The sequence below is a fragment of the Brevundimonas sp. genome (assembly GCF_035626535.1).
GTDB lineage: Bacteria > Pseudomonadota > Alphaproteobacteria > Caulobacterales > Caulobacteraceae > Brevundimonas.
Window position 1 is genome coordinate 93,329 of sequence record NZ_DASPNO010000053.1, and the last position, 18,529, is coordinate 111,857.

The 18,529-nt window shown below is 68.8% G+C and carries 21 protein-coding genes; 5 read left to right on the forward strand and 16 right to left on the reverse strand.

From position 1 onward, the window contains the following. Nucleotides 1-35: 35 nt before the first annotated feature. The 8 genes from VEC04_RS07925 to lipA form a co-directional block, all read right to left on the reverse strand. Nucleotides 36-1,415: an MFS transporter gene (locus VEC04_RS07925; protein ID WP_324775575.1), complete on the reverse strand. Its 1,380-nt coding sequence runs from the start codon at nt 1,413-1,415 to the stop codon at nt 36-38. 11 nt (nt 1,416-1,426) lie between these two features. After that, nucleotides 1,427-2,035 (reverse strand): hypothetical protein, encoded by a 609-nt coding sequence (locus VEC04_RS07930; protein WP_324775577.1) that lies wholly within the window; start codon nt 2,033-2,035, stop codon nt 1,427-1,429. 111 nt (nt 2,036-2,146) lie between these two features. Beyond that, nucleotides 2,147-2,329, reverse strand: coding sequence for a 50S ribosomal protein L32 (gene rpmF, locus VEC04_RS07935; RefSeq protein ID WP_056449735.1), 183 nt, complete (start codon nt 2,327-2,329; stop codon nt 2,147-2,149). A 126-nt stretch (nt 2,330-2,455) separates the two neighbouring features. Continuing rightward, nucleotides 2,456-2,971, reverse strand: a complete 516-nt coding sequence (locus VEC04_RS07940; protein ID WP_324775581.1) for a GNAT family N-acetyltransferase — start codon at nt 2,969-2,971, stop codon at nt 2,456-2,458. A gap of 31 nt (nt 2,972-3,002) precedes the next feature. After that, nucleotides 3,003-3,533, reverse strand: a complete 531-nt coding sequence (locus VEC04_RS07945) for a GNAT family N-acetyltransferase (protein WP_324775583.1) — start codon at nt 3,531-3,533, stop codon at nt 3,003-3,005. After that, nucleotides 3,526-4,638: an NAD(P)/FAD-dependent oxidoreductase gene (locus tag VEC04_RS07950; RefSeq protein WP_324775586.1), complete on the reverse strand. Its 1,113-nt coding sequence runs from the start codon at nt 4,636-4,638 to the stop codon at nt 3,526-3,528. Before VEC04_RS07950 ends, VEC04_RS07945 begins: the two co-directional genes overlap by 8 nt. Then, nucleotides 4,635-5,105, reverse strand: a complete 471-nt coding sequence (locus VEC04_RS07955) for a type II toxin-antitoxin system RatA family toxin (RefSeq protein WP_324775588.1) — start codon at nt 5,103-5,105, stop codon at nt 4,635-4,637. Before VEC04_RS07955 ends, VEC04_RS07950 begins: the two co-directional genes overlap by 4 nt. Before the next feature lie 7 nt (nt 5,106-5,112). Then, nucleotides 5,113-6,075, reverse strand: a complete 963-nt coding sequence (lipA, locus tag VEC04_RS07960; RefSeq protein ID WP_324775590.1) for a lipoyl synthase — start codon at nt 6,073-6,075, stop codon at nt 5,113-5,115. Between the two features lie 162 nt (nt 6,076-6,237). On the opposite strand from lipA, the gene VEC04_RS07965 reads away from it, so the two are divergent. Together VEC04_RS07965 and VEC04_RS07970 are read left to right on the forward strand one after the other, a co-directional pair. Beyond that, entirely contained in the window at nt 6,238-7,797 is a 1,560-nt protein-coding gene (locus tag VEC04_RS07965; protein WP_324775592.1) for an AMP-binding protein, read from the forward strand. A gap of 76 nt (nt 7,798-7,873) precedes the next feature. Further along, nucleotides 7,874-8,269, forward strand: coding sequence for a DoxX family protein (locus VEC04_RS07970; RefSeq protein WP_324775594.1), 396 nt, complete (start codon nt 7,874-7,876; stop codon nt 8,267-8,269). On the opposite strand, the gene ygiD is transcribed toward VEC04_RS07970, so the two are convergent. From ygiD to VEC04_RS07985, 3 genes are all read right to left on the reverse strand, one after another. Next, entirely contained in the window at nt 8,266-9,024 is a 759-nt protein-coding gene (gene ygiD, locus VEC04_RS07975; protein WP_324775596.1) for a 4,5-DOPA dioxygenase extradiol, read from the reverse strand. The two genes, VEC04_RS07970 and ygiD, sit on opposite strands and share 4 nt — an antisense overlap. Before the next feature lie 70 nt (nt 9,025-9,094). Next, on the reverse strand, nt 9,095-9,562 hold the full coding sequence (locus VEC04_RS07980; protein ID WP_324775597.1) for a hypothetical protein: 468 nt from the start codon (nt 9,560-9,562) through the stop codon (nt 9,095-9,097). After that, the gene (locus VEC04_RS07985; RefSeq protein ID WP_324775599.1) at nt 9,559-10,464 is read right to left on the reverse strand and encodes a M15 family metallopeptidase; all 906 of its coding nucleotides are present in this window, start codon (nt 10,462-10,464) and stop codon (nt 9,559-9,561) included. Before VEC04_RS07985 ends, VEC04_RS07980 begins: the two co-directional genes overlap by 4 nt. A gap of 144 nt (nt 10,465-10,608) precedes the next feature. On the opposite strand from VEC04_RS07985, the gene VEC04_RS07990 reads away from it, so the two are divergent. From VEC04_RS07990 to VEC04_RS08000, 3 genes are read left to right on the forward strand one after another with little or no spacing between them, the layout of a single operon-like run. Further along, nucleotides 10,609-11,985 carry an MFS transporter gene (locus VEC04_RS07990; protein ID WP_324775601.1) on the forward strand — a complete coding sequence of 459 codons (1,377 nt, stop codon included), beginning with the start codon at nt 10,609-10,611 and terminating at the stop codon, nt 11,983-11,985. Then, a complete protein-coding gene (mazG, locus tag VEC04_RS07995) occupies nt 11,982-12,767 on the forward strand; it encodes a nucleoside triphosphate pyrophosphohydrolase (protein ID WP_324775604.1) in 786 nt (261 codons plus the stop codon). The genes VEC04_RS07990 and mazG overlap by 4 nt, the downstream gene beginning before the upstream one ends. Next, nucleotides 12,764-13,441 (forward strand): HAD family phosphatase, encoded by a 678-nt coding sequence (locus tag VEC04_RS08000; RefSeq protein WP_324775606.1) that lies wholly within the window; start codon nt 12,764-12,766, stop codon nt 13,439-13,441. The genes mazG and VEC04_RS08000 overlap by 4 nt, the downstream gene beginning before the upstream one ends. On the opposite strand, the gene VEC04_RS08005 is transcribed toward VEC04_RS08000, so the two are convergent. From VEC04_RS08005 to VEC04_RS08025, 5 genes are all read right to left on the reverse strand, one after another. Beyond that, complete coding sequence (locus VEC04_RS08005; protein WP_324775608.1) at nt 13,438-14,385, reverse strand: acyl-CoA thioester hydrolase/BAAT C-terminal domain-containing protein; 948 nt, start codon at nt 14,383-14,385, stop codon at nt 13,438-13,440. The genes VEC04_RS08000 and VEC04_RS08005 overlap by 4 nt on opposite strands. A 98-nt stretch (nt 14,386-14,483) precedes the next feature. After that, nucleotides 14,484-15,785, reverse strand: a complete 1,302-nt coding sequence (hflX, locus tag VEC04_RS08010) for a GTPase HflX (RefSeq protein WP_324775610.1) — start codon at nt 15,783-15,785, stop codon at nt 14,484-14,486. A 128-nt stretch (nt 15,786-15,913) separates the two neighbouring features. Continuing rightward, nucleotides 15,914-16,159 (reverse strand): RNA chaperone Hfq, encoded by a 246-nt coding sequence (gene hfq, locus VEC04_RS08015; protein ID WP_055830158.1) that lies wholly within the window; start codon nt 16,157-16,159, stop codon nt 15,914-15,916. A gap of 85 nt (nt 16,160-16,244) precedes the next feature. Next, complete coding sequence (locus VEC04_RS08020; RefSeq protein ID WP_324775616.1) at nt 16,245-17,108, reverse strand: D-amino-acid transaminase; 864 nt, start codon at nt 17,106-17,108, stop codon at nt 16,245-16,247. Continuing rightward, the gene (locus VEC04_RS08025; RefSeq protein ID WP_324775618.1) at nt 17,105-18,523 is read right to left on the reverse strand and encodes a sigma-54 dependent transcriptional regulator; all 1,419 of its coding nucleotides are present in this window, start codon (nt 18,521-18,523) and stop codon (nt 17,105-17,107) included. The genes VEC04_RS08020 and VEC04_RS08025 overlap by 4 nt, the downstream gene beginning before the upstream one ends. Nucleotides 18,524-18,529: the final 6 nt, after the last annotated feature.

Genomic DNA, 18,529 nt, shown 5'->3' on the forward strand with positions numbered 1-18,529 from the left:
GCGGCTCTGTCACGGAGGGGATCGGATGCCGGGGTTTAGCCCCCGGGGCTCTCCCCTGGCAAGGAAGGCGGCCTCTGTGATGGGGGCCGCCGTTCACCCGGGTCTGAGGCCAGCCCGCGGGCGTAGGCGGCGGAGAGCTGACGGTAGTATTTCGAATTGAAGGCAAGGATCGTCATCATCACCCCGAGCACGCCGGCGAGGCAGAACACCAGGGCGATGCCCCGCTCCGGCCCGCGTCCGAACCAGTCGCCGATCGCGTCCGCGCCGCCGCCCGTGGTCATGAACGGGATGAAGACGAACTGGGTCAGCGGGCCGATCAGAAAGGCGGTCAGCGGCGATGCGGCCATCTCGACCGACTGGGCGAAACCGAAGACCCGGCCCTGACGCTCGTAGGGCACGACCTTCTGCAGCGTCGTGTGCTCCGCCGCCTCGGCATAGGGGCTGAGGAACAGCCAGACGAAACAGCCCGCGGTCAGCAGCAGGATCGAGGACTGGACGGTGAAGACCGCCGCCACCGACCACAGGATCAGATTCACCAGCATCAGGGTGCGCAGCGGATTGGGGCCCAGACCAGTCCGGGCGATGACGATGCCGCTGAGGATGAAGGCGCACGAGACGAAGGCCCACAGCAGGCCCCAGGCCTGCACTTCCATCAGCGACAGGCCGTAGGCGTCCATCAGCGCCATGAAGATCCCGCCGAGGAAGTTGTTGAAGCTGGCGAACAGGATCAGGGCGAACAGGCCGGGCACGGCCGCGATCACCCGGACTGTGCCCCTGATGTCGACCCGGCGCGACTCGGCCGGCTTGCCCGGCGTGGTCTCGGGCCGCGTCTCCTCCACCCCCACGAACCGCAGGTGCAGGAAGGCCACGGCGCTGAGGACCATGGCGAAGATCAGGGTGTAGACCATCCCGCCCCAGGCCACGAGGAAACCGCTGACCGCCGAAGTGGCGAGGAAGCCGATACCGGTCACCATGCCGACGAGCCCGTTGGCCCGGTCGCGCCTGTCCTCGGGAATCAGCAGGGTGACGAGCGTGGGCAGTGCGATGCTGCGCACGTTGCCAGCGATGACGCCGAGCATCACCAGTCCGATGAACGCCCACAGCGGCACGCCGGCCACCTCGGAGAGAGCCCCCTCCGGCGCGGATTCGTGGACCGCCAGGGACACGCCATAGAAGAATAAGGACACCAGGCTCGAGCCGAGCATGACGCGCTTCTTGCGATGGTGGTCGACGAGGCTGCCGAGCCAGAAGCCCAGTCCTGCCGTGAGCACCAGATAGAGGCCAGCGATCATGCCGGTGGCGAAGACGGACCGGGTCTCCAGAAAGACCCAGAAGGTCACCGCGAACCACACCGTGAAATTGGTGATGTTGGCGACGAGGTTGTTCGCCAGCAGGTGATGAAAGGTTCTCGACACCGTCGCCACCCTCAGGCGCAGCCCTCGACATACTGGATGCTGGGTCCGCCGCCGGCGATGGACTCGACGCGTCCGTCGGGGCCGATCTCATAGGTGAGGCCGCGCGCGGCGGCGCCCTCGTGATCGGTGGTCGCCCAGACGGTGATGTATTCGGCCGGCGCCTCGGCGTATTTGTGCGGAATGACATCGGCGGCGGGGCCATAGACGCGTTTCACCTCGGCGGCGCTGTCGCCGACATTCAGCGCCCGGTCGGTTTCGACGGCCGTGTTGCGGCTGACCCAGACGCTGGTCAATACGCCGTTCTCGATCATGACCAGCACGCCCTCCGGCGCGCGGGCCGGCCGGAACATGTCGCAGGACTCGGGATCGGGACCGCCCACCGCCTCCGGATCGGAGTCCGCTCCCAGCGCCGCCTCGACCTCGGCGCGGGTCATGCCGATGCGCAGCGGACCGAACCCCTGGGCGGTCAATTTCTCGGCGGTGGAAACGGGCGCGCCGGGCTCCACCGGACTGGTCGGGGCCACGGGCTCGGTCGGCGCGTCAGCGGGCTCGGGCGGCGGGGCGCTGCAGGCGGCGAGAGACAGGGTGGCGACGGAAGCGAGGGCGACGAGGCGGATCATGGGAGATCTCCGGCGTTGCGATGCCGGACACAAGGCACGAAAACGGCGCGCGAGGCTACTCGCGCGCCGTGAAAGCTTCGTCGGGCCGAGGGCCCGGACCGGTCGAAAGACCTAGTCTTCCTTCGGCGTCAGGACCTGACGACCGCGGTAGGTGCCGGTCTTCAGGTCGATGTGGTGCGGGCGCTTCAGCTCGCCCGTGTCCTTGTCCTCGACGTAGGCGTTCGTGCCCAGGGCGTCGTGGGCGCGGCGCATGTTGCGACGCGAGGGCGATACTTTGCGCTTCGGAACGGCCATGTCCGTCTCAATCTTCTTAGGGTCGGGCGCCCCGGGTCCGGAGACCGAAAGCGCGAAAACAATTGCGGCGGCCCTCGAAAGAGCCGCCACGTGAGCGCGGGCTTATGCCTGAACCCGCCGGGGAGTTCAAGTCCGCAGACGCGCGCTCCAGTCGGCCCGCGACAACCCGTAGAACAGGCTGTTCTTCCACTCGCCGCCGACGTTCCAGGTCCGCTCGGCGAAGCCCGTCTTCACGAAGCCGAGCCGCTCCAGCAGGCGAATCGACGCAGCGTTCTCCGGATCGACGTCGGCGGTCAGGTCGTCGATCTCCCGCGTGGCGAAGACATGGTCGATCGCCGCCGCCACCGCCTCTCCGGCGATGCCCTGTCCCCAATGCCCGGGATGCAGGATGTAGCCGACGTCCGGCAGGCGCCAGAAGCCGGCCTTGCCGATCACCACGCCGTCCCGCTCGATGACGAAGTCCGGATGGTCCGGACCGTTGGCGATCATGCCGTCCAGCCAGTCCCGCGTCTGCTCGAGGCTGTCGTGCGGCGGGGTCGACCACCAGCGGGTGGCGCGCGGGTCCGACAGCACGGCGTGCATCGCCGCCAGATCGTCCGGCCTGGCGGTGCGCAGTCTCAGTCGGGGCGTGACGATCTCCATCCCCGGCCAGTGAGGCCAGACAGGGGAACGGTCAAGCCAGCGGCCGCTCCATGACGATGAAGTGGAGGTCATCCCGGAGCGGCAGTCCGAACCGCGGATCGCCATAGGGAAACGGCAGGGTCCCGCCGGTGGGCTCGTACCCCAGTCGCCGATACCAGGCGATCAGCGTCTCCCGCTGTGGAAACACCGAGATGCGCACCCGGCGCGCGCCGAAGCGCTCGGCCAGCGCCTCGTGCGCCGCCTCGACAAGCCGCCGGCCCAAGCCTCCGCCCTGCACGACCGGGCTGACGGACAGCATGCCGAAATAACCGGTCCCCTCTCCCCGGTCGGCGATGAGGACGCAGCCGAGCAGCTCCTCGCCGCGCCAGGCGGTCAGCATCGCCTGCGCCGGATCGGCCAGAATCGAGGCCAGATCCTCGGGGTCGGTGCGCTGGCCGCCCAGCAGGTCGGCCTCGGTCGTCCAGCCGGCCCGCGACGCCTCGCCACGGTAGGCGCTCTCGATCAGGCGATGCAGCGCCGGAATGTCGGATGGGTCCGCGCCCCGGATGATGATCTCAGTCATGGAGCAGATCGTCCGCCACGGCCTCGCCGATCGCCAGCGAGCTCGTCAGGCCGGGGCTCTCGATTCCGAACAGGGCCATGAGTCCGTCGACTCCGTGATCGTCGCGGCCGCGCAGCTGGAAGTCGGGCTGCGGCTCGCGCGGCCCGTGCAGTTTGGGCCGGATGCCGGCGTAATCGGGAGTCAGGGCGCCGTCCGGCAACCCGGGCCAGAAGCGGCGGATGTAGCGCTCGAACTCCGCCGCCTTGCCGGCATCGACGGAATAGTCCTCGCTCTCGACGTAGGCGAGATCCGGCCCGAACACCGCCTGCCCGCCGAGGTCCTTACGATAATGAGTGCCGAGCGCGCCCGGAATGGGCGGCGGATAGATCAGCCGCTCGAACGGGGCCTTTCCGGCCAACCGGAAGTAGACGCCCTTGCCGAAATGGCCGGCCGGGATGCGGTCTGCCGGATAGCCTTCGATCCTGGCCGCGACACCCTGCGCTCCAAGGCCGGCCGCGGTGACCAGCAGCCGGGTGGTCAGGGTCGTCCCGCCCTCCCCGCCGGTCGCGACGGTGAAGCCGCCGCCCGGCAGCGGCTCGGCCCGCTCGAACGGAGTCGAGACCACAACCGAGCCGCCGGCGTCCTCGATCTCGGCCTGCAGCGCCAGCATGTAGCCGTGGCTGTCGAACACGCCGCTCTCGGGCGACAGGATGGCGGCATGGGCGTTCAACCCGGGCTCCAGCGCCCGCGCCTGTGCGCCGGTCAGATGCTCCAGCCCCTCGACCTCATTGGCCGTGGCCAGTTCGAAGATGGTCTCGATGCGCGGAACTTCGGCCTCGTCTGTCGCCACCACCAGCTTGCCGCAGCGGCGGTGGTCGACCTTGTGGCTGTCAAGGAAGGCGTACAGCAGCCGCCGGCCCTGCACGCAGAACCGCGCCTTGAGCGAGCCGGTCGGGTAGTAGAGCCCGCCGTGGATGACCTCGCTGTTGCGCGACGACACGCCCTGGCCGATGTGCGGCCCCTTCTCGAGCACCAGCACCGACAGGCCGCGCGCCGCCAGCGAGCGTCCGCAGGCCAGACCGACCGCCCCGGCTCCCACCACGACGGCGTCGAAGTCGAAGCTCACTCCACGACCCGGGAGGATCGGGGCCCGTAGAGATGCGCTGCCCGGGCCTCGAAACAATGCATCAGCTTGCCGACGGCGCGGTCGAAATTGGCCTGCAGCATCATGTCGAGCAGCCGCGACTTGAAGGCGAAGTCGATGAAGAATTCGACCCGCGTCCCCTGCGGATCAGGGAAGAATTCCCAGCGGTTCCTGAGGTGGTGGAACGGCCCGCGCAGAAGGCCGACTTCGACCTTGGGCGCGGCGCGATCATGCCGGACCCAGGTCGAGAACCGTTCCTTGAGCACGGAAAACCCGACCGCCGCCTCGGCGTCGACCAGCGTCACCCCCGGCGCCTCTTCTCGCTCGCCCCAGACCCGCATCGACGACACCCACGGCACGAACTCCGGATAGGCGCGCACGTCGGCGACCAGCGCGGCGAGCTGGTCGGGCTGGTAGGGCAGGATTTTAGTGACGCGGTGGACGGCCAAGGGCGGCTCAGCGGCCGGTCTGCGCCAGCCGCGCCGCCTTTAGCCGCGCGAAGTCCTCGCCGGCGTGATGCGACGAGCGGGTCAGCGGCGACGACGACACCATCAGGAAGCCCTTGGCCCGGGCGATGGCCTCATAGGCCTTGAACTCTTCCGGCGTCACGAACCGCTCGATGGCGGCGTGCTTGCGCGTCGGCTGCAGGTATTGGCCGATGGTGATGAAGTCGACGCCGGCGGACCGCATGTCGTCCATCACCTGCATGACTTCTTCCCTCGTCTCGCCGAGGCCGACCATGATGCCGGACTTGGTGAACTGGTTCGGGTCGCGCTCCTTGACCATCTGCAGCAGGCGCAGGCTGTGGAAGTAGCGCGCCCCCGGCCGGATCTTCAGGTACAGCCGCGGCACGGTTTCGAGGTTGTGGTTGAACACGTCGGGCGTGGCGTCGATCATCACCTCGGCCGCCCCGTCCTTGCGCAGGAAGTCGGGGGTCAGGATCTCGATCGTCGTGCCGGGCGCCTGCAGCCGGATCTGGCGCACCACCTCTGCGAAGTGGGCGGCGCCGCCGTCGGCCAGGTCGTCGCGGTCCACCGAGGTGATGACCACGTGGTTCAGGCCCATCTGCTGCACGGCCAGACCCACCTTGGCCGGCTCTTCCGGATCCAGCGGTTGCGGCAGGCCGGTCTTGACGTTGCAGAAGGCGCAGGCCCGCGTGCAGGTGTCGCCCATGATCATCAGGGTGGCGTGCTTCTGGCTCCAGCATTCGCCGATGTTCGGGCACGCGGCCTCTTCGCAGACCGTGTGGAGCCCCTTCTCCTTCACGATCGCCCGGGTGGCGTTGTACTGACCCGAGCCGGGCGCCTTGACGCGCAGCCAGTCGGGCTTCTTCAGCACGGCCGTCTCGGGCCGGTTCTGCTTTTCCGGGTGACGCAGTTCGGCCGGCGTCTTCGTCAGGGTGTCGATCAGCGTGACCAAGGCGGCGCGGGCTCCGGGCGTGGCGAAACCGCTATGTCGTCTTTCCGGGTGGCGAAGGCAAGGCGCTCGCCGCGCTCACGCCGGGTAACACATCTTTTCAACCCTGAACCGCCGCTCTAGTTTGCGCACTCAGACCAAGGCGCGGCCAACGCGCCACGGAGGATGTATTTGCGCCTGCCCCTGGACCCCAAGGTCGTCGAGGAAACCGTCTTCGACGCCCTGATCGCGGCCCGCGACACCTACGGCGACAAGGAGATCCTGGAGGACCAGGATCGCAAGCCTCTCACCTACACCGGACTGATCCGGGCGGCCTTCGTGCTCGGCCGCAAGATCGCCGCCATGACCGAACCGGGCGAACGGGTCGGCATCCTGCTGCCGTCCAGCATGGGGGTGGTGGTCACCTATTACGGCCTGCACGCGCACGGCCGCGTGCCGGTGATGCTCAACTTCACCTCGGGCGAGCGCAACGTGAAAGCCGCCGTCCAGGCGGCCGGCGTCGGCAAGGTCCTGACCGCCAAACGCTTCATCCAGCAGGCGAAGCTGGAGGAGTTGATCGGCCATATCGAAAGCGTCGCCGAGGTCGTCTGGCTGGACGACGTACGCAAGTCGATCGGTCTGCCGGACAAGCTGTACGGCCTGATGGCCGGGCTGATGCCGAAGCGGTTCCGGGTGAAGACCGAGCCGTCGTCGCCCGGCGTGGTGCTGTTCACCTCCGGCAGCTTCGGCGCGCCCAAGGGGGTCGTGCTCAGCCAGTGGAATCTCGTGGCCAACTGCCGCCAGGTGGCCCAGCACATCGAGCTGAAGCCCGAATGGGTGATGTTCAACCCCCTGCCGACCTTCCACTGCTTCGGCCTTACCGGCGGCGTGTTGCTGCCGCTGCTGCAGGGCATGAAGGCGTTCCAGTACCCCTCCCCGCTGCACGCCCGGCAGATCGTCGAGCTGCTGCCGCAGGTGAAGGCGTCGATCCTGTTCGCCACCGACACCTTCCTGAACCAGTACGCCCGCGTCGCCGGCCCCGATGACTTCGCCACCCTCGAGTTCGTAGTGGCCGGGGCCGAGCGGGTGCGCGACGAGACCCACCATCTGTTCAACACCCGCTTCCGCGGCCTGAAGCTGCTCGAGGGCTACGGGGCCACCGAGGCCGCGCCGGTGGTGGCGGTGAACCATCCGGACCGCAACCGCCCCGGCACCGTCGGCCAGATGCTGCCCGGCATGGAATGGCGCCTGGAAACCGTGCCCGGTATCGACGAGGGCGGCCGTCTCTACCTCCGCGGGCCCAATGTCATGGAGGGCTATCTGTCGCCCGACGATCCGATGGAGATCGAGCCGCTGGAAGGCGGCTGGCACGACACGGGCGACATCGTCTCGATCGACGACGAGGGTTACGTCTGCATCCTCGGGCGGGTGAAGCGGTTCGCCAAGATCGGCGGCGAGATGGTCTCGCTGACCGCCGTCGAGGGACTCGCCAGCGCCGTCTGGCCCGAGGCCCGCCACGCGGTGGTCTCGGTGCCCGACAGCCGCAAGGGCGAGAAGCTCGTGCTGGTTACCGACCGCAAGGACGCCGACGTTTCGCGCCTCGCTGAATGGGCCCGCAGCCACGGCGCGCCGGAACTCGCGGTGCCCAAGAAGATCATGCGCGTGGGCGAGGTGCCGGTCCTCGGCACGGGCAAGACCGACTATGTGGCGATCCAGCAGATGGTCGAGCTCGACAAGGCCGCCTAGGGTCCGGCAGCGGACATTTTGTTGTAACTGGCACCGACTCGGTTTCAGACTGGCCTTCCCACTGAGGGAGGAATCCATGTTCGACCGGTTTTCCGGCTACCAGCCGCAGCTGCTCAGCGTGCTGCGCATCGTTACGGGTCTGCTGTTCGTCAGCCACGGTACGGCCAAGGTGCTCGGCTTCCCCGCAATGGACGGATTGCCTGCGCCCGGTCTCAGCCTCGCCGGTCTGTCCGGACCGCTGGAACTGCTGTTCGGCGCGCTGTTCCTGATCGGCCTGTTCACCCGCCCCGTCGCCTTCCTGGCCGCAGGCTTTTGCGCGGTCGGCTACTGGACCGTGCACGGGATGCAGAGCCCGTTCCCGCTTGTGAACGGCGGTGAGACCATCGTGCTGTACTGCTTCGTTTTCCTGTATTTCGCCGCCGCCGGGGCCGGTCCCTGGAGCGTCGATGCGGCGATGCGCAAGAAGGGCTAGCCGATCCGCACGCCCGTCATCGAGATCGAGCCGCCCTCGATGACGTCGTTGAAGAAGCTGACGTCGTCGCCCGGCAGCCGCTGGGCGGCGACGTACAGCAGCGGCAGGAAATGTTCGTCGGTGGGCACGCTCAGCTGCGCGTCCTCGGCCAGTCCGACCCAGTCGATCAGGGCGTCGTCGTCGCCGCGGACCAGCGCCGCCTTGACGGCCTCATTGAACTGCGTCGCCCAAGCGTAGGGTTCGCCGCCGGCCCGCTTCCAGGTGCGCAGATTGTGCACGAAGTCGCCGGAGCCGGCGATCACCACACCCTCGTCCCGCAACGCCGTCAGCCGCCGTGCGAGTTCGAAATGGCCGCGGGCGTCCAGCCGGCGGTCGAGCGAAAGCTGTATGATCGGCACGTCCGCCTCGGGCCATACGTGGGCCATCACCGACCAGGTCCCGTGATCCAGTCCCCATTCGGTCGTCGGAGCGGCGCCGGTCAGTGCGGCGACGCGCGAGGCCAGCTCGGGCGAACCCGGCGCGGGATATTGCATCGCATGCAGTTCTGCCGGGAAGCCGCCAAAATCGTGGATAGTTTCCGGCTCAGGCTGCGCCGTCACGGCGGGCCCGTCCGTTTCCCAATGGGCCGAGACCATCACCATGCCTTCCGGCCTGCCGATGGCGCGGCCGAGCTCGCGCCAGGCGTCCGCATAGGAACCGCCCAAGGCGTTCATGGGCGAGCCGTGGCCGAAGAAAAGGGCGGGCTGCCGGGTCATGGCGTTCTCCATCTGTAACAACATGTGTGTCAGATGTAGGATCAAGTGCCGCTGAGGCAAGCGTCCGGCGTCAGCGTCCGATCCGCGGCCCCAGCGGGCAGACCCGGTCGTAGAACTCGGCCGGAGCGGGCGCCACGCCGCCATGGAGCAGGCGGAAGCGATGTTCCACCACCATCGCCTGCTGTTCGATGTTCAGGCCGCCCCAGTTGCAGTCCATGCCGACCGGATATTCGTAGGACGCCGGCCGGTCGCCGGCGCGGAGCTTGCCGGTCAGCAGGTTCACCCCCTGCTGGGCCTGCCAGACATGGGTCAGTTCATGGACCAGCACGGCCTGAAGCTTCAGCGGCGCCGAGGCGATGTCGGCCGGCAGGCTCCGCCGGGGCCAGACGATCCACTCCCGTCCGAACCAGCGGCCCGGCACGAAGGCGCGATTGAACGGCCACGGCGCCGCCAGGAAGCGCACCCTCTCGCAACGCAGGGCGTCGCCGAACGCCTCGCGCGCCAGACCGGCCTCTCCGGCGGTCAGCGGCCGGATCACGGGGCGGCGACGGCTGCCACATAGCCGCCGGTGGGGCTGACCCACTCCCAATGCCATGGCTCATAGACATAAGGGACGAAGCCGAACCGCCCGGCGTTCTCGACCAGCCAGCGGTAGGTGGCGGTTCGGGTCATGTGCAGCCGGCTCGCCGGCGAGGTGTTGTCGACGCCGAGATCGGCCATCTGGCCGACATACAGGTCCACGGCGGTGCCGGTGCGGTGCGGCGAGCAGACGGCTCGGCGAAGGCCGTCGCAGTTGCCTTGGGCGGCGCATCGGGCGGCGTCCGCCTCGGGATCGCGGAAGCCGGAAAAGATCTGCAGCAGTTCCGGGTTCGCCGCCACTTCCGGGACCTCGGCGCGCGCGGCCGCCACCATCCGCCGGTAGGCGTCGAGCACGTCGCGCCTCAACAGGCGGGTCAGGCGGTCGGCGTGCTCCTCCGATTCGACCAGATAGCCCAGCTGGTACAGCGGCGGCGGCTCGGGGCACGGCTCCTCGCGCACCCGGGCCATGATGAATGGCCGCCGCTCCTGCCAGACGCCGCGGAAGACCTGGAAGGTCGCCGGGTCGAACCAGCCGGTCGCGGGCAGACCATGGGCGTACTGGAACTCCGCCAGCGCCCGGGCGAAACGCGGCGAACCCGGCGCGCAGGCCGTGCCCAGTTCCTTCTGGATCAGCGGCAGATAGGTCTCCCAGCCCCATTCAGCGGCGCCGAACGGCGTCCATTCCAGCGAATAGTGCGAGATGGCGTTGGCCAGCGCAGGGGCGCCCCATTCGATCTGGCCGGCGTCGCAGACCTCGGCCGCGTTGGGCCGGCCCTGCGCCCGCGCCTCGCCCGCGCCCGCCATCGCCCCGAGCAGGAGCGGCAGGGTGGCCAGCATCGACAGGAGGACGCGCTTCGACATGCCCCGATGGTGGCCCTAGCCGTGTGTCCACGGCAAGGCCCTTCGCCCGCCGAAGGACAGGACGGCCGCGCGGCTCGCGCGCGAGGCTCAAAGTCGGCATGGTGACGCTGCGGGCGACTCATCCGCCGCGCTTCGGATTCGTCCATGACCGACGCCCCTGCCTCGCCTGCCCGCCCCGCCCTGGCGCCCGTCCGGCGGTCCAACATGACGCTGGCAGCCTTCGCCGCCAGCTGCCTGCCTTACGCGGCGCTCGGCCTGCCCGTCTATGTCACCCTGCCCGAGTTCTACGCCAGCCACGTCGGCGTGCCGCTGGCCGCGGTCAGCCTGATCTTCCTGATCGTCCGGCTGGCCGACATCGTCGTGGACCCGTTCCTCGGCATGGTCATCGACCGGACCTCGACCAAATGGGGCCGCTATCGCGTGTGGATGGCCATCGGCGCGCCCATCCTGATGGGCTCGGTCGCCATGCTGTTCTTCGTCGGCCGGGGAGCCGGCGCGACCCACCTCGCGGTCTGGCTGGTGGTCATGTATTTGGGCTATTCGATCAGCCTGCTCAGCCAGATGAGCTGGGCCTCGGTGCTGTCGCCCGACTACGACCAGCGGTCGCGCATCTACGGCTTCTGGCAGGTGGCCAACATCATCGGCGTGCTGGCGGTGCTGCTGGTCCCCGTCGGCGCCCAGGCCATGGGCTATTCCTATATCGAGGCGGTGCGGATGCAGGGAGGCTTCATCGTCGCCCTTCTGCCGGTCGCCCTGCTGATCACCTTCGTCTTCACGCCCGAGCCGAAGAACGTCACGCCGCCGCCGCACGGCGGCTTGGGCGCAACGCTGGCCCTGATCGTCAGGCCCGTGCTGCGCCGCCTGCTGCTGTCGGACCTGATGCTGGGCGCCGCCCGCGGCCTGATCGGGGTTCTGTTCTTTTACTTCTTCGAGCAGGCGCGCGGTTTCGAGCGCGAGCAGACCTCGCTCCTGCTGCTGGTCTATTTCGTCGCCGGGCTCGTCGGCGCGCCCATCTGGGCCGTCCTCGCCACCCGGATCGGCAAGCACCGGGCGCTGGCCATCGGCAGCATCTATTTCGCGGTCAGTTTCGCCGCCGCGACCCTGCTGGTTCCGGCCGGCGCCTTCCCCGCCGCCCTCGGCGCCATGTTCGGCACGGGCCTGGCTTTCGGGGCCGCCGACCTGCTGCTGAGGGCCATGATGGCGGACGCATCCGACGCCATCCGGCTAGACACGGGCGCGGACCGGACCGGTCTGCTGTTCTCGATCCTCAACGCCACCTCCAAGCTGGGCTACGCGGTCTCGGTCGGCGCCTTCGCCGTGCTGGAGTGGATCGGCTTCGACGCGGCGCCCGGCGCGGTCAACGATCCGGGTGTGATCCTCGGCCTGCAGTGGCTGTTCATCGCCGCTCCGGTCGTCCTGCTGCTGATCTCTGCGCTGGTGCTGCGCATCTATCCGCTGACGCCCGAGAAGCACGCCGATATCCGGGCGCGGCTGGCCGCCCGCGATGGAGAGGCCGTGTGAGTCCCATCGACCGGCTCAACGCCATCATGGCGAAGCTGCGCGACCCGGTCGGCGGCTGCCCGTGGGACGTGGAGCAGACCTTCGCAACCATCGCCCCCTATACGCTGGAAGAGGCCTACGAGGTTGCCGACGCCATCGAGCGCGGCGATTTCGGCGATCTGAAGAGTGAACTTGGAGACCTGCTGTTCCAGGTCGTTTTCCATGCCCGCATGGCCGAGGAACAGGGCCTGTTCGCCTTCGACGATGTGGCGAACGCCATCGCCGACAAGCTGGAACGCCGCCACCCGCACGTGTTCGGCGACGAGGCCGCCAAGGCCGACGGCGCCGCCCAGAAGGCCCGCTGGGAGGACATCAAGGCCGACGAGCGCAAGTCGAGGGCGCAGCACGGCGTGCTCGACGATGTCCCTGTCGGCCTCCCCGCCCTCGCCCGCGCCGCCAAGCTGACCAAACGCGCCGCCCGCGTGGGCTTCGACTGGCCCTCGACCGACGAGGTCTTCGACAAGCTGGACGAGGAGGTCGCCGAACTGCGCGCCGAAATCACCGCCGGCGACCTGGAGAGGGCGCGCGACGAAATGGGCGACCTGCTGTTCGTGGTTGCCAACCTGGCGCGCAAACTGGGAGTGGAGCCGGAGGACGCCCTCCGCGGCGCGAACGCCAAATTCGTCCGCCGCTTCGGCTTCATTGAGGCGGAACTGGCGAAGGACGGGCGAACGCCGGAGCAGTCGGATCTGGCCGAGATGGACGGGCTGTGGGACGCGGCGAAGGCGGCGGAGCGAGCGTGAAGCCCGCCTATGACCTGATCATCTTCGACTACGACGGCGTGGTCGCGGACAGCGAGTTACTGAACAACCAGGTCCTGTCCGAACTGCTGACGGAGTGCGGCCTCCCCACCAGCCTCGACGACGCTCTGTCGATCTACATGGGGCGGCGTTGGCTCGACTGTGTGCCGCTGATCGAGGAACGGCTGGGCGGCCCCTGCCCGGATCATACCCATGGCGAATGGACCCGGCGCTGTCATGAGCGAGCGGCCTCTGAACTCCAGCCGGTCGCCGGGTTTCTCGATTTTCTTGCAGGTCGTGGCGAGGGACGCTGCATCGCCTCCTCCAGTCCGGTTTCGTGGATCGAGATGGGGCTCGAACGGTTCGGCGCGGCGGCCTCCTTCGGCGGCTCGATCTTCAGCGCCGCCGTCCACGTCACGCGCGGCAAGCCGCACCCGGATCTGTTCCTCCATGCGGCCGCGAAAATGGGCGTCGATCCCAGCCGGGCGCTGGTGATCGAGGACACACCCACCGGGGTGAGGGCCGGCGTGGCGGCCGGCATGACGGTCGTCGGCCTGTGCGCCGGCGGGCACATCCGCGAGGGTCATGCGCAACGCCTGCAGCAGGCGGGCGCTCATCACGTCGTGGGCGACTATCGCATGATCGGGAGGTTGCTGGACGAAGGTCCGCAGCCCTAGTCCAGCGCCTCCCTCGGGAACGCCAGCACTTGGGGCCAGCCGTCGGCGCGGGCCGCGATCAGGCCGTCGATCGTGCCGCCCAGCGACAGGATGTTCTGCAGTCCGGGCGTGTCCGCCGCCACCGGAGGGCCGAACACGGCGTGTCCCGCATCCGGATAGGACAGGTTGACGACCGGATGAGCAAAACGCTTCTCCCGCAGCCGCTGTTCGATCCGTTGCGCCATCTCGGTCGAGGGCCACAGGCCGTCCGCTTCGCCGGAGACCAGCATGACGGGTCCGGCGATGGCTTCGACCGGGATTTCGCTATCCGGCACGGCGCCAGGCAAACTGTCCCGGTACAGGTTGAAGATGCTGGTGAAGCCGTTGCTCAGGTCATAGGGCGTGTAGGCCAGCGGCGCACCATCCGCACTCCACGACGAACCGGTCTGTCCACCGGCCATGTCGATCCCCTGCCAGACGAGATGCGAGGGCACGGCGGCGACGACGGCCTTGATGCGCGGCTCGCGGCTGGCCGACAGGAGCGCCAGTTCCGCGCCTTTGGAGACGCCAACGGCCGCCACCGGGCCACGCACATCGTGCGCCTGAAGCCAGTCGATGGCGCGGCTGACGCTCTCGATCGGAATCCCGTCGAGTTTGGTCGGCTGCCCCTCTTCGCCGAAATAGGAGACGGCGATGCTCGCGAATCCCTCGCCCGCCAGGCGCCGGGCCAGGTTGCGGGCGCCCCGCAGTCCGCCTTCGGATCCGCCGAGCACGACCACAGCGCCGGGAGAGACCGGCTCGCCCCTCGCCGCGAAATATTCGGCGACCAGTCCGTCCTCACGGACGATCTCGGTGGCAGGTATCGGGACCGGGGCCGTCTGTGGGTGCGGCGGAGGCGGGGCGACGGCTGTCTGGCCGCCGGCCACGGCCAGGGCGGCCGAGGCGGCGAGAGAGGCGAAGATCATCGTCGTGCTCCAATGCGAAGCACTTTAGAGCGTAAAGTGTCTGGCATGGCAAGCCGGTGTTACGCGACGCTGAAGCCCAGGCGTCCCGGCAAGTCCGGTTACTGAAACTGCCGCTCGAACCGCCCCAGCGCCGCCGGATGCAGCCGCACCACAATGTGCGTCCGGCCTTCTTCGTCGGTCTCCCGACCGGTGACGCGGCCGTTCTCGTACAGCCACGCCAGCGCCTCGCCTTGCGATGGGTCCAGCACCAGCTCGGTCTCCGGATCGTCGTCGATCAGACCCGCGATCGTCTCGCGCAAGGCCTCGATCCCCTCCCCGGTCCAGGCCGACACCGCCACCGCCTGACCCTGCCTCCGCAGCCGCTCCGCCTGACCCAGCACCGTCTCGCGAGCCTGCTCGTCCAGCAGGTCGATCTTGTTCCAGACCTCCAGCACCCGGCGCGTCTTGCCCTCCGGCGTCGCGATCTGTTTCAGCACCGCCTCGACGTCCTTGCGCTGCGCCTCGCTGTCCGGGCTGGCGATGTCGCGGACATGCAGGATCAGATCGGCCTCGCCCACCTCCTCCAGCGTGGCGCGGAAGCTCTCGACCAGTTCGTGCGGCAGGTCGGAGATGAAGCCGACGGTGTCAGCCACGATGGCCGGCCGGCCCTGCGGCAGGCGGATGGTGCGCTGGGTGGTGTCCAGGGTGGCGAACAGCAGGTCCCTGGCCAGCACCTCCGAGCCGGTCAACCGGTTGAACAGCGTCGACTTGCCGGCGTTGGTGTAGCCGACCAGCGCGACCGTCGGGAACGGTGCCTTCTGGCGCTGCTTGCGGTGCAGGCCGCGGGTGCGGCGCACCTCCTCCAGCTCGGTCTTCAGCTTGACGATCCGGTCGGCGATCAGGCGCCGGTCGAGCTCGATCTGGGTCTCGCCGGGGCCGCCCGTGCTCCCGGTGCCGCCGCGCTGCCGCTCCAGGTGGGTCCAGGTCCGCACCAGCCGCGAGCGCTCGTAATCGAGCCGCGCCAGCTCGACCTGCAGCCGGCCTTCCTTCGTCCGCGCCCGGCGGCCGAAGATCTCGAGGATCAGCCCGGTGCGGTCGATGACCTTGCAGTCCCAGGCCTTCTCCAGATTGCGCTGCTGCACTGGCGACAGGTCGTCGTCGACGACCACGGCCTCGGCCTCGGCCGCGCGCACCAGCGCCGCCAATTCGTCCACCTTGCCCGAGCCGAACAGCGTCGCCGGCGTCGGCTTGCGGACCCGCACGATCTCCTCGGCGCGGACGTCGAGGTCCAACGCGCGGGCGAGGCCGACGGCCTCCTCAAGCCGTTCTTCAGCCAGCCGCGAGCTTTCGCTGCGGCCGTCCGGGTGGATGACGATGGCCCGGATCAGCGGGACGGCGTGGTCGATCAGTTGGCTGGCCAAGTCTGGGAAGTTCGCTTTCTTGTTCGGGAACGTGCGCCCGGACGATCAACCGCCGGCGCTGTCATACGATCCGGCGCGAGCCGGACAGAGTGCAGAGATAGTGCGCCCGGAGCCGATTTGAAGCGGCCTCAGTCCTCGTCGGCCTCGGGCTCGTACAACTGCACCGGCGCCGACGGCATGATGGTCGAGATGGCGTGCTTGTAGACCAGTTGCGACTGGCCGTCCCGGCGCAGCAGCACACAGAAGTTGTCGAACCAGGTCACGATGCCCTGCAGCTTGACGCCGTTGACGAGGAAGATGGTCAGCGGCGTCTTGGTCTTGCGGACGCTGTTGAGGAAGGTGTCCTGAAGGTTCTTGGACTTGTCTTGCGACATGGCAGGTTCAGCCTGTTCTTGTTGTTTCACTGGCCGGTCAGCGCCGGCCGCCGCACCATAAACGCCCCCGCGCCGGTCGCAACGCCTAGATGGCGTCGTGGCGCGCCTGTTCGATATAGAGCGCCCGCAGCTTCGTCGCGACCGGTCCCGGTTCGCCGTCGCCGATCTTCGTCCCGTCGATCGACACCGCCGGCATCACGAAGCCGCTGGCGGAGGTGTAGAAGGCCTCCTTCGCCCGCTTCGCCTCGTCCACCGAGAAGGCGCGCTCCTCGACCTCCAGCCCCTCGGCGGCGGCCATGCGCATCACCGCCGCGCGGGTGATCCCGTGCAGGATGTTCGACTGGGTGTCGCGCGTCCGCAGCTTGCCGGTCTCGTCGACGATCCAGGCGTTGGTCGAGGAGCCTTCGGTGACCAGCCCCATCTCGTCGACCATCCAGGCCTCCGCCGCCCCGCGTTCCTTCGCCGCCTGCTTGGCCAGCACGTTCGGGAGCAGGCCGACGGTCTTGATGTCGCAACGGCCCCAGCGGATGTCCGGCTGGGTGATCACGGCCACGCCCTTCTCGGCCGCCGCATTGCCCTTCGACAGCGGCAGGGAGCGGGCGGTGACGATGACGCTGGGCGGCGTCCCCTCAGGCGGGAACGGATGATCGCGCCGGGCCGTGCCGCGAGTGACCTGGATGTAGACCAGCCCCTCGCGCACGCGGTTGCGCCGCACAGTCTCCGCCAGCACCCGGGCCAGCGCCTCGCGGGTCATCGGGATCGGGATGCGCAGCTCGTTCAGACTGCGGTGCAGCCGGGTCATGTGGCCGTCGAAGTCGGCCAGCCGGCCGTCGAACACCGACCAGACTTCGTAGACGCCGTCGGCGAACTGGAAGCCACGGTCCTCCACATGGACGGTGGCGTCGGCGTGCGGCCGGTAGGTTCCGTTGACGTAGGCGACGCGGCTCATGCCTCGACGCCCCCCTCTTCCTCCTCGTCAACCGCGCCGCGCGCCGGCGAGACGCCGAGCGACTTTAGCTTGCGGTGCAGGGCCGAGCGTTCCATGCCGATAAAGGCCGCGGTGCGCGAGATGTTGCCGCCGAACCGCATGATCTGCGCCGCCAGATATTCACGCTCGAACACCTCGCGGGCCTCGCGCAGCGGCAGGGCGACGATCCGTTCGGCTCCCAGCGAGCCGCTGGTCCCGGCGTTGGTCGCCTCCTGCGGCAGGGCGTCGGCGCCGATCGGCTCGTTCGGATCGCCGGTGGCGAGGATCAGCAGCCGTTCGACGTTGTTCCTCAGTTGACGCACGTTGCCCGGCCACGGATGGACCTGCAGCACGGCGATGGCGTCGTCGCCGAGCCGCCGCCGGGGCAGGCCCTGCGAGGTCGACAGAGTCTCGATGAAATAGTCGACCAGTTCCTGGATATCCTCCCGCCGCTCCGACAGGGCCGGCACGCGGATGGGCACCACGTTGAGCCGGTGGAACAGATCCTCGCGGAACCGGCCCTCGGCGATCTCCTGCTTCAGGTCGCGCGAGGTCGAGGTGATCACCCGTACGTCGACCTGGACATCCTGCTCGCCGCCGACCCGGCGGAAGCGCTGTTCGACGAGCACGCGCAGGATGCGGCTCTGGCTCTCGCGCGGCATGTCGCCGACGTCGTCCAGATAGAGGGTGCCGTTGTGAGCCCGCTCGAACACGCCGATCTTGCTGGGGCGGCCGTCGTGGCCCTCCTCGCCGAACAGCTCGAGGTCGAGCCGCTCCGGCGTCATGCCCGCCGCCGCGATGGCTACGAACTCGCCCCTCGATCGGGCGCTGGCCTCGTGGATCTGGCGCGCCACCAGCTCCTTGCCGCTCCCCGGTGGGCCGGAGATCAGCACCCGGCTGTTGGCCGGGGCGACCTTGGCGATGGTGCTGCGCAGCGCCTGCGCCGCCGCGGACCGGCCGATGAAGCCCGTCGGCGCCGCGACCTGGGCCCGCAGGCGGCGGTTCTCGCGCTTCAGCGACGATGCTTCCAGCGCGCGCTGAACGACAACCACCAACCGGTCGGATTTGAAGGGCTTTTCGATGAAGTCGTAGGCCCCGCGCTGCAGGGCCGTGACGGCCGTCTCGATATTGCCGTGGCCCGAGATCATCACCACGGGCAGGTCGGCGTCGAGCCCCTTGATCACATCCAGCAGCTCCAGCCCGTCCAGGCCGCCGCCCTGCATCCAGATATCCAGCAGGGCCAGCGACGGCTTGCGCGCCCGGATCGCGGCCAGCGCCTCGTCGGAGTTGGAGGCCGTGCGCACGGCGTGGCCCTCGTCCTCGAGCAGGCCTGAAACCAGTTCGCGGATGTCGGACTCGTCGTCGACGACCAGAATATCGGCTCCCGTGGATCGCATGTCGCC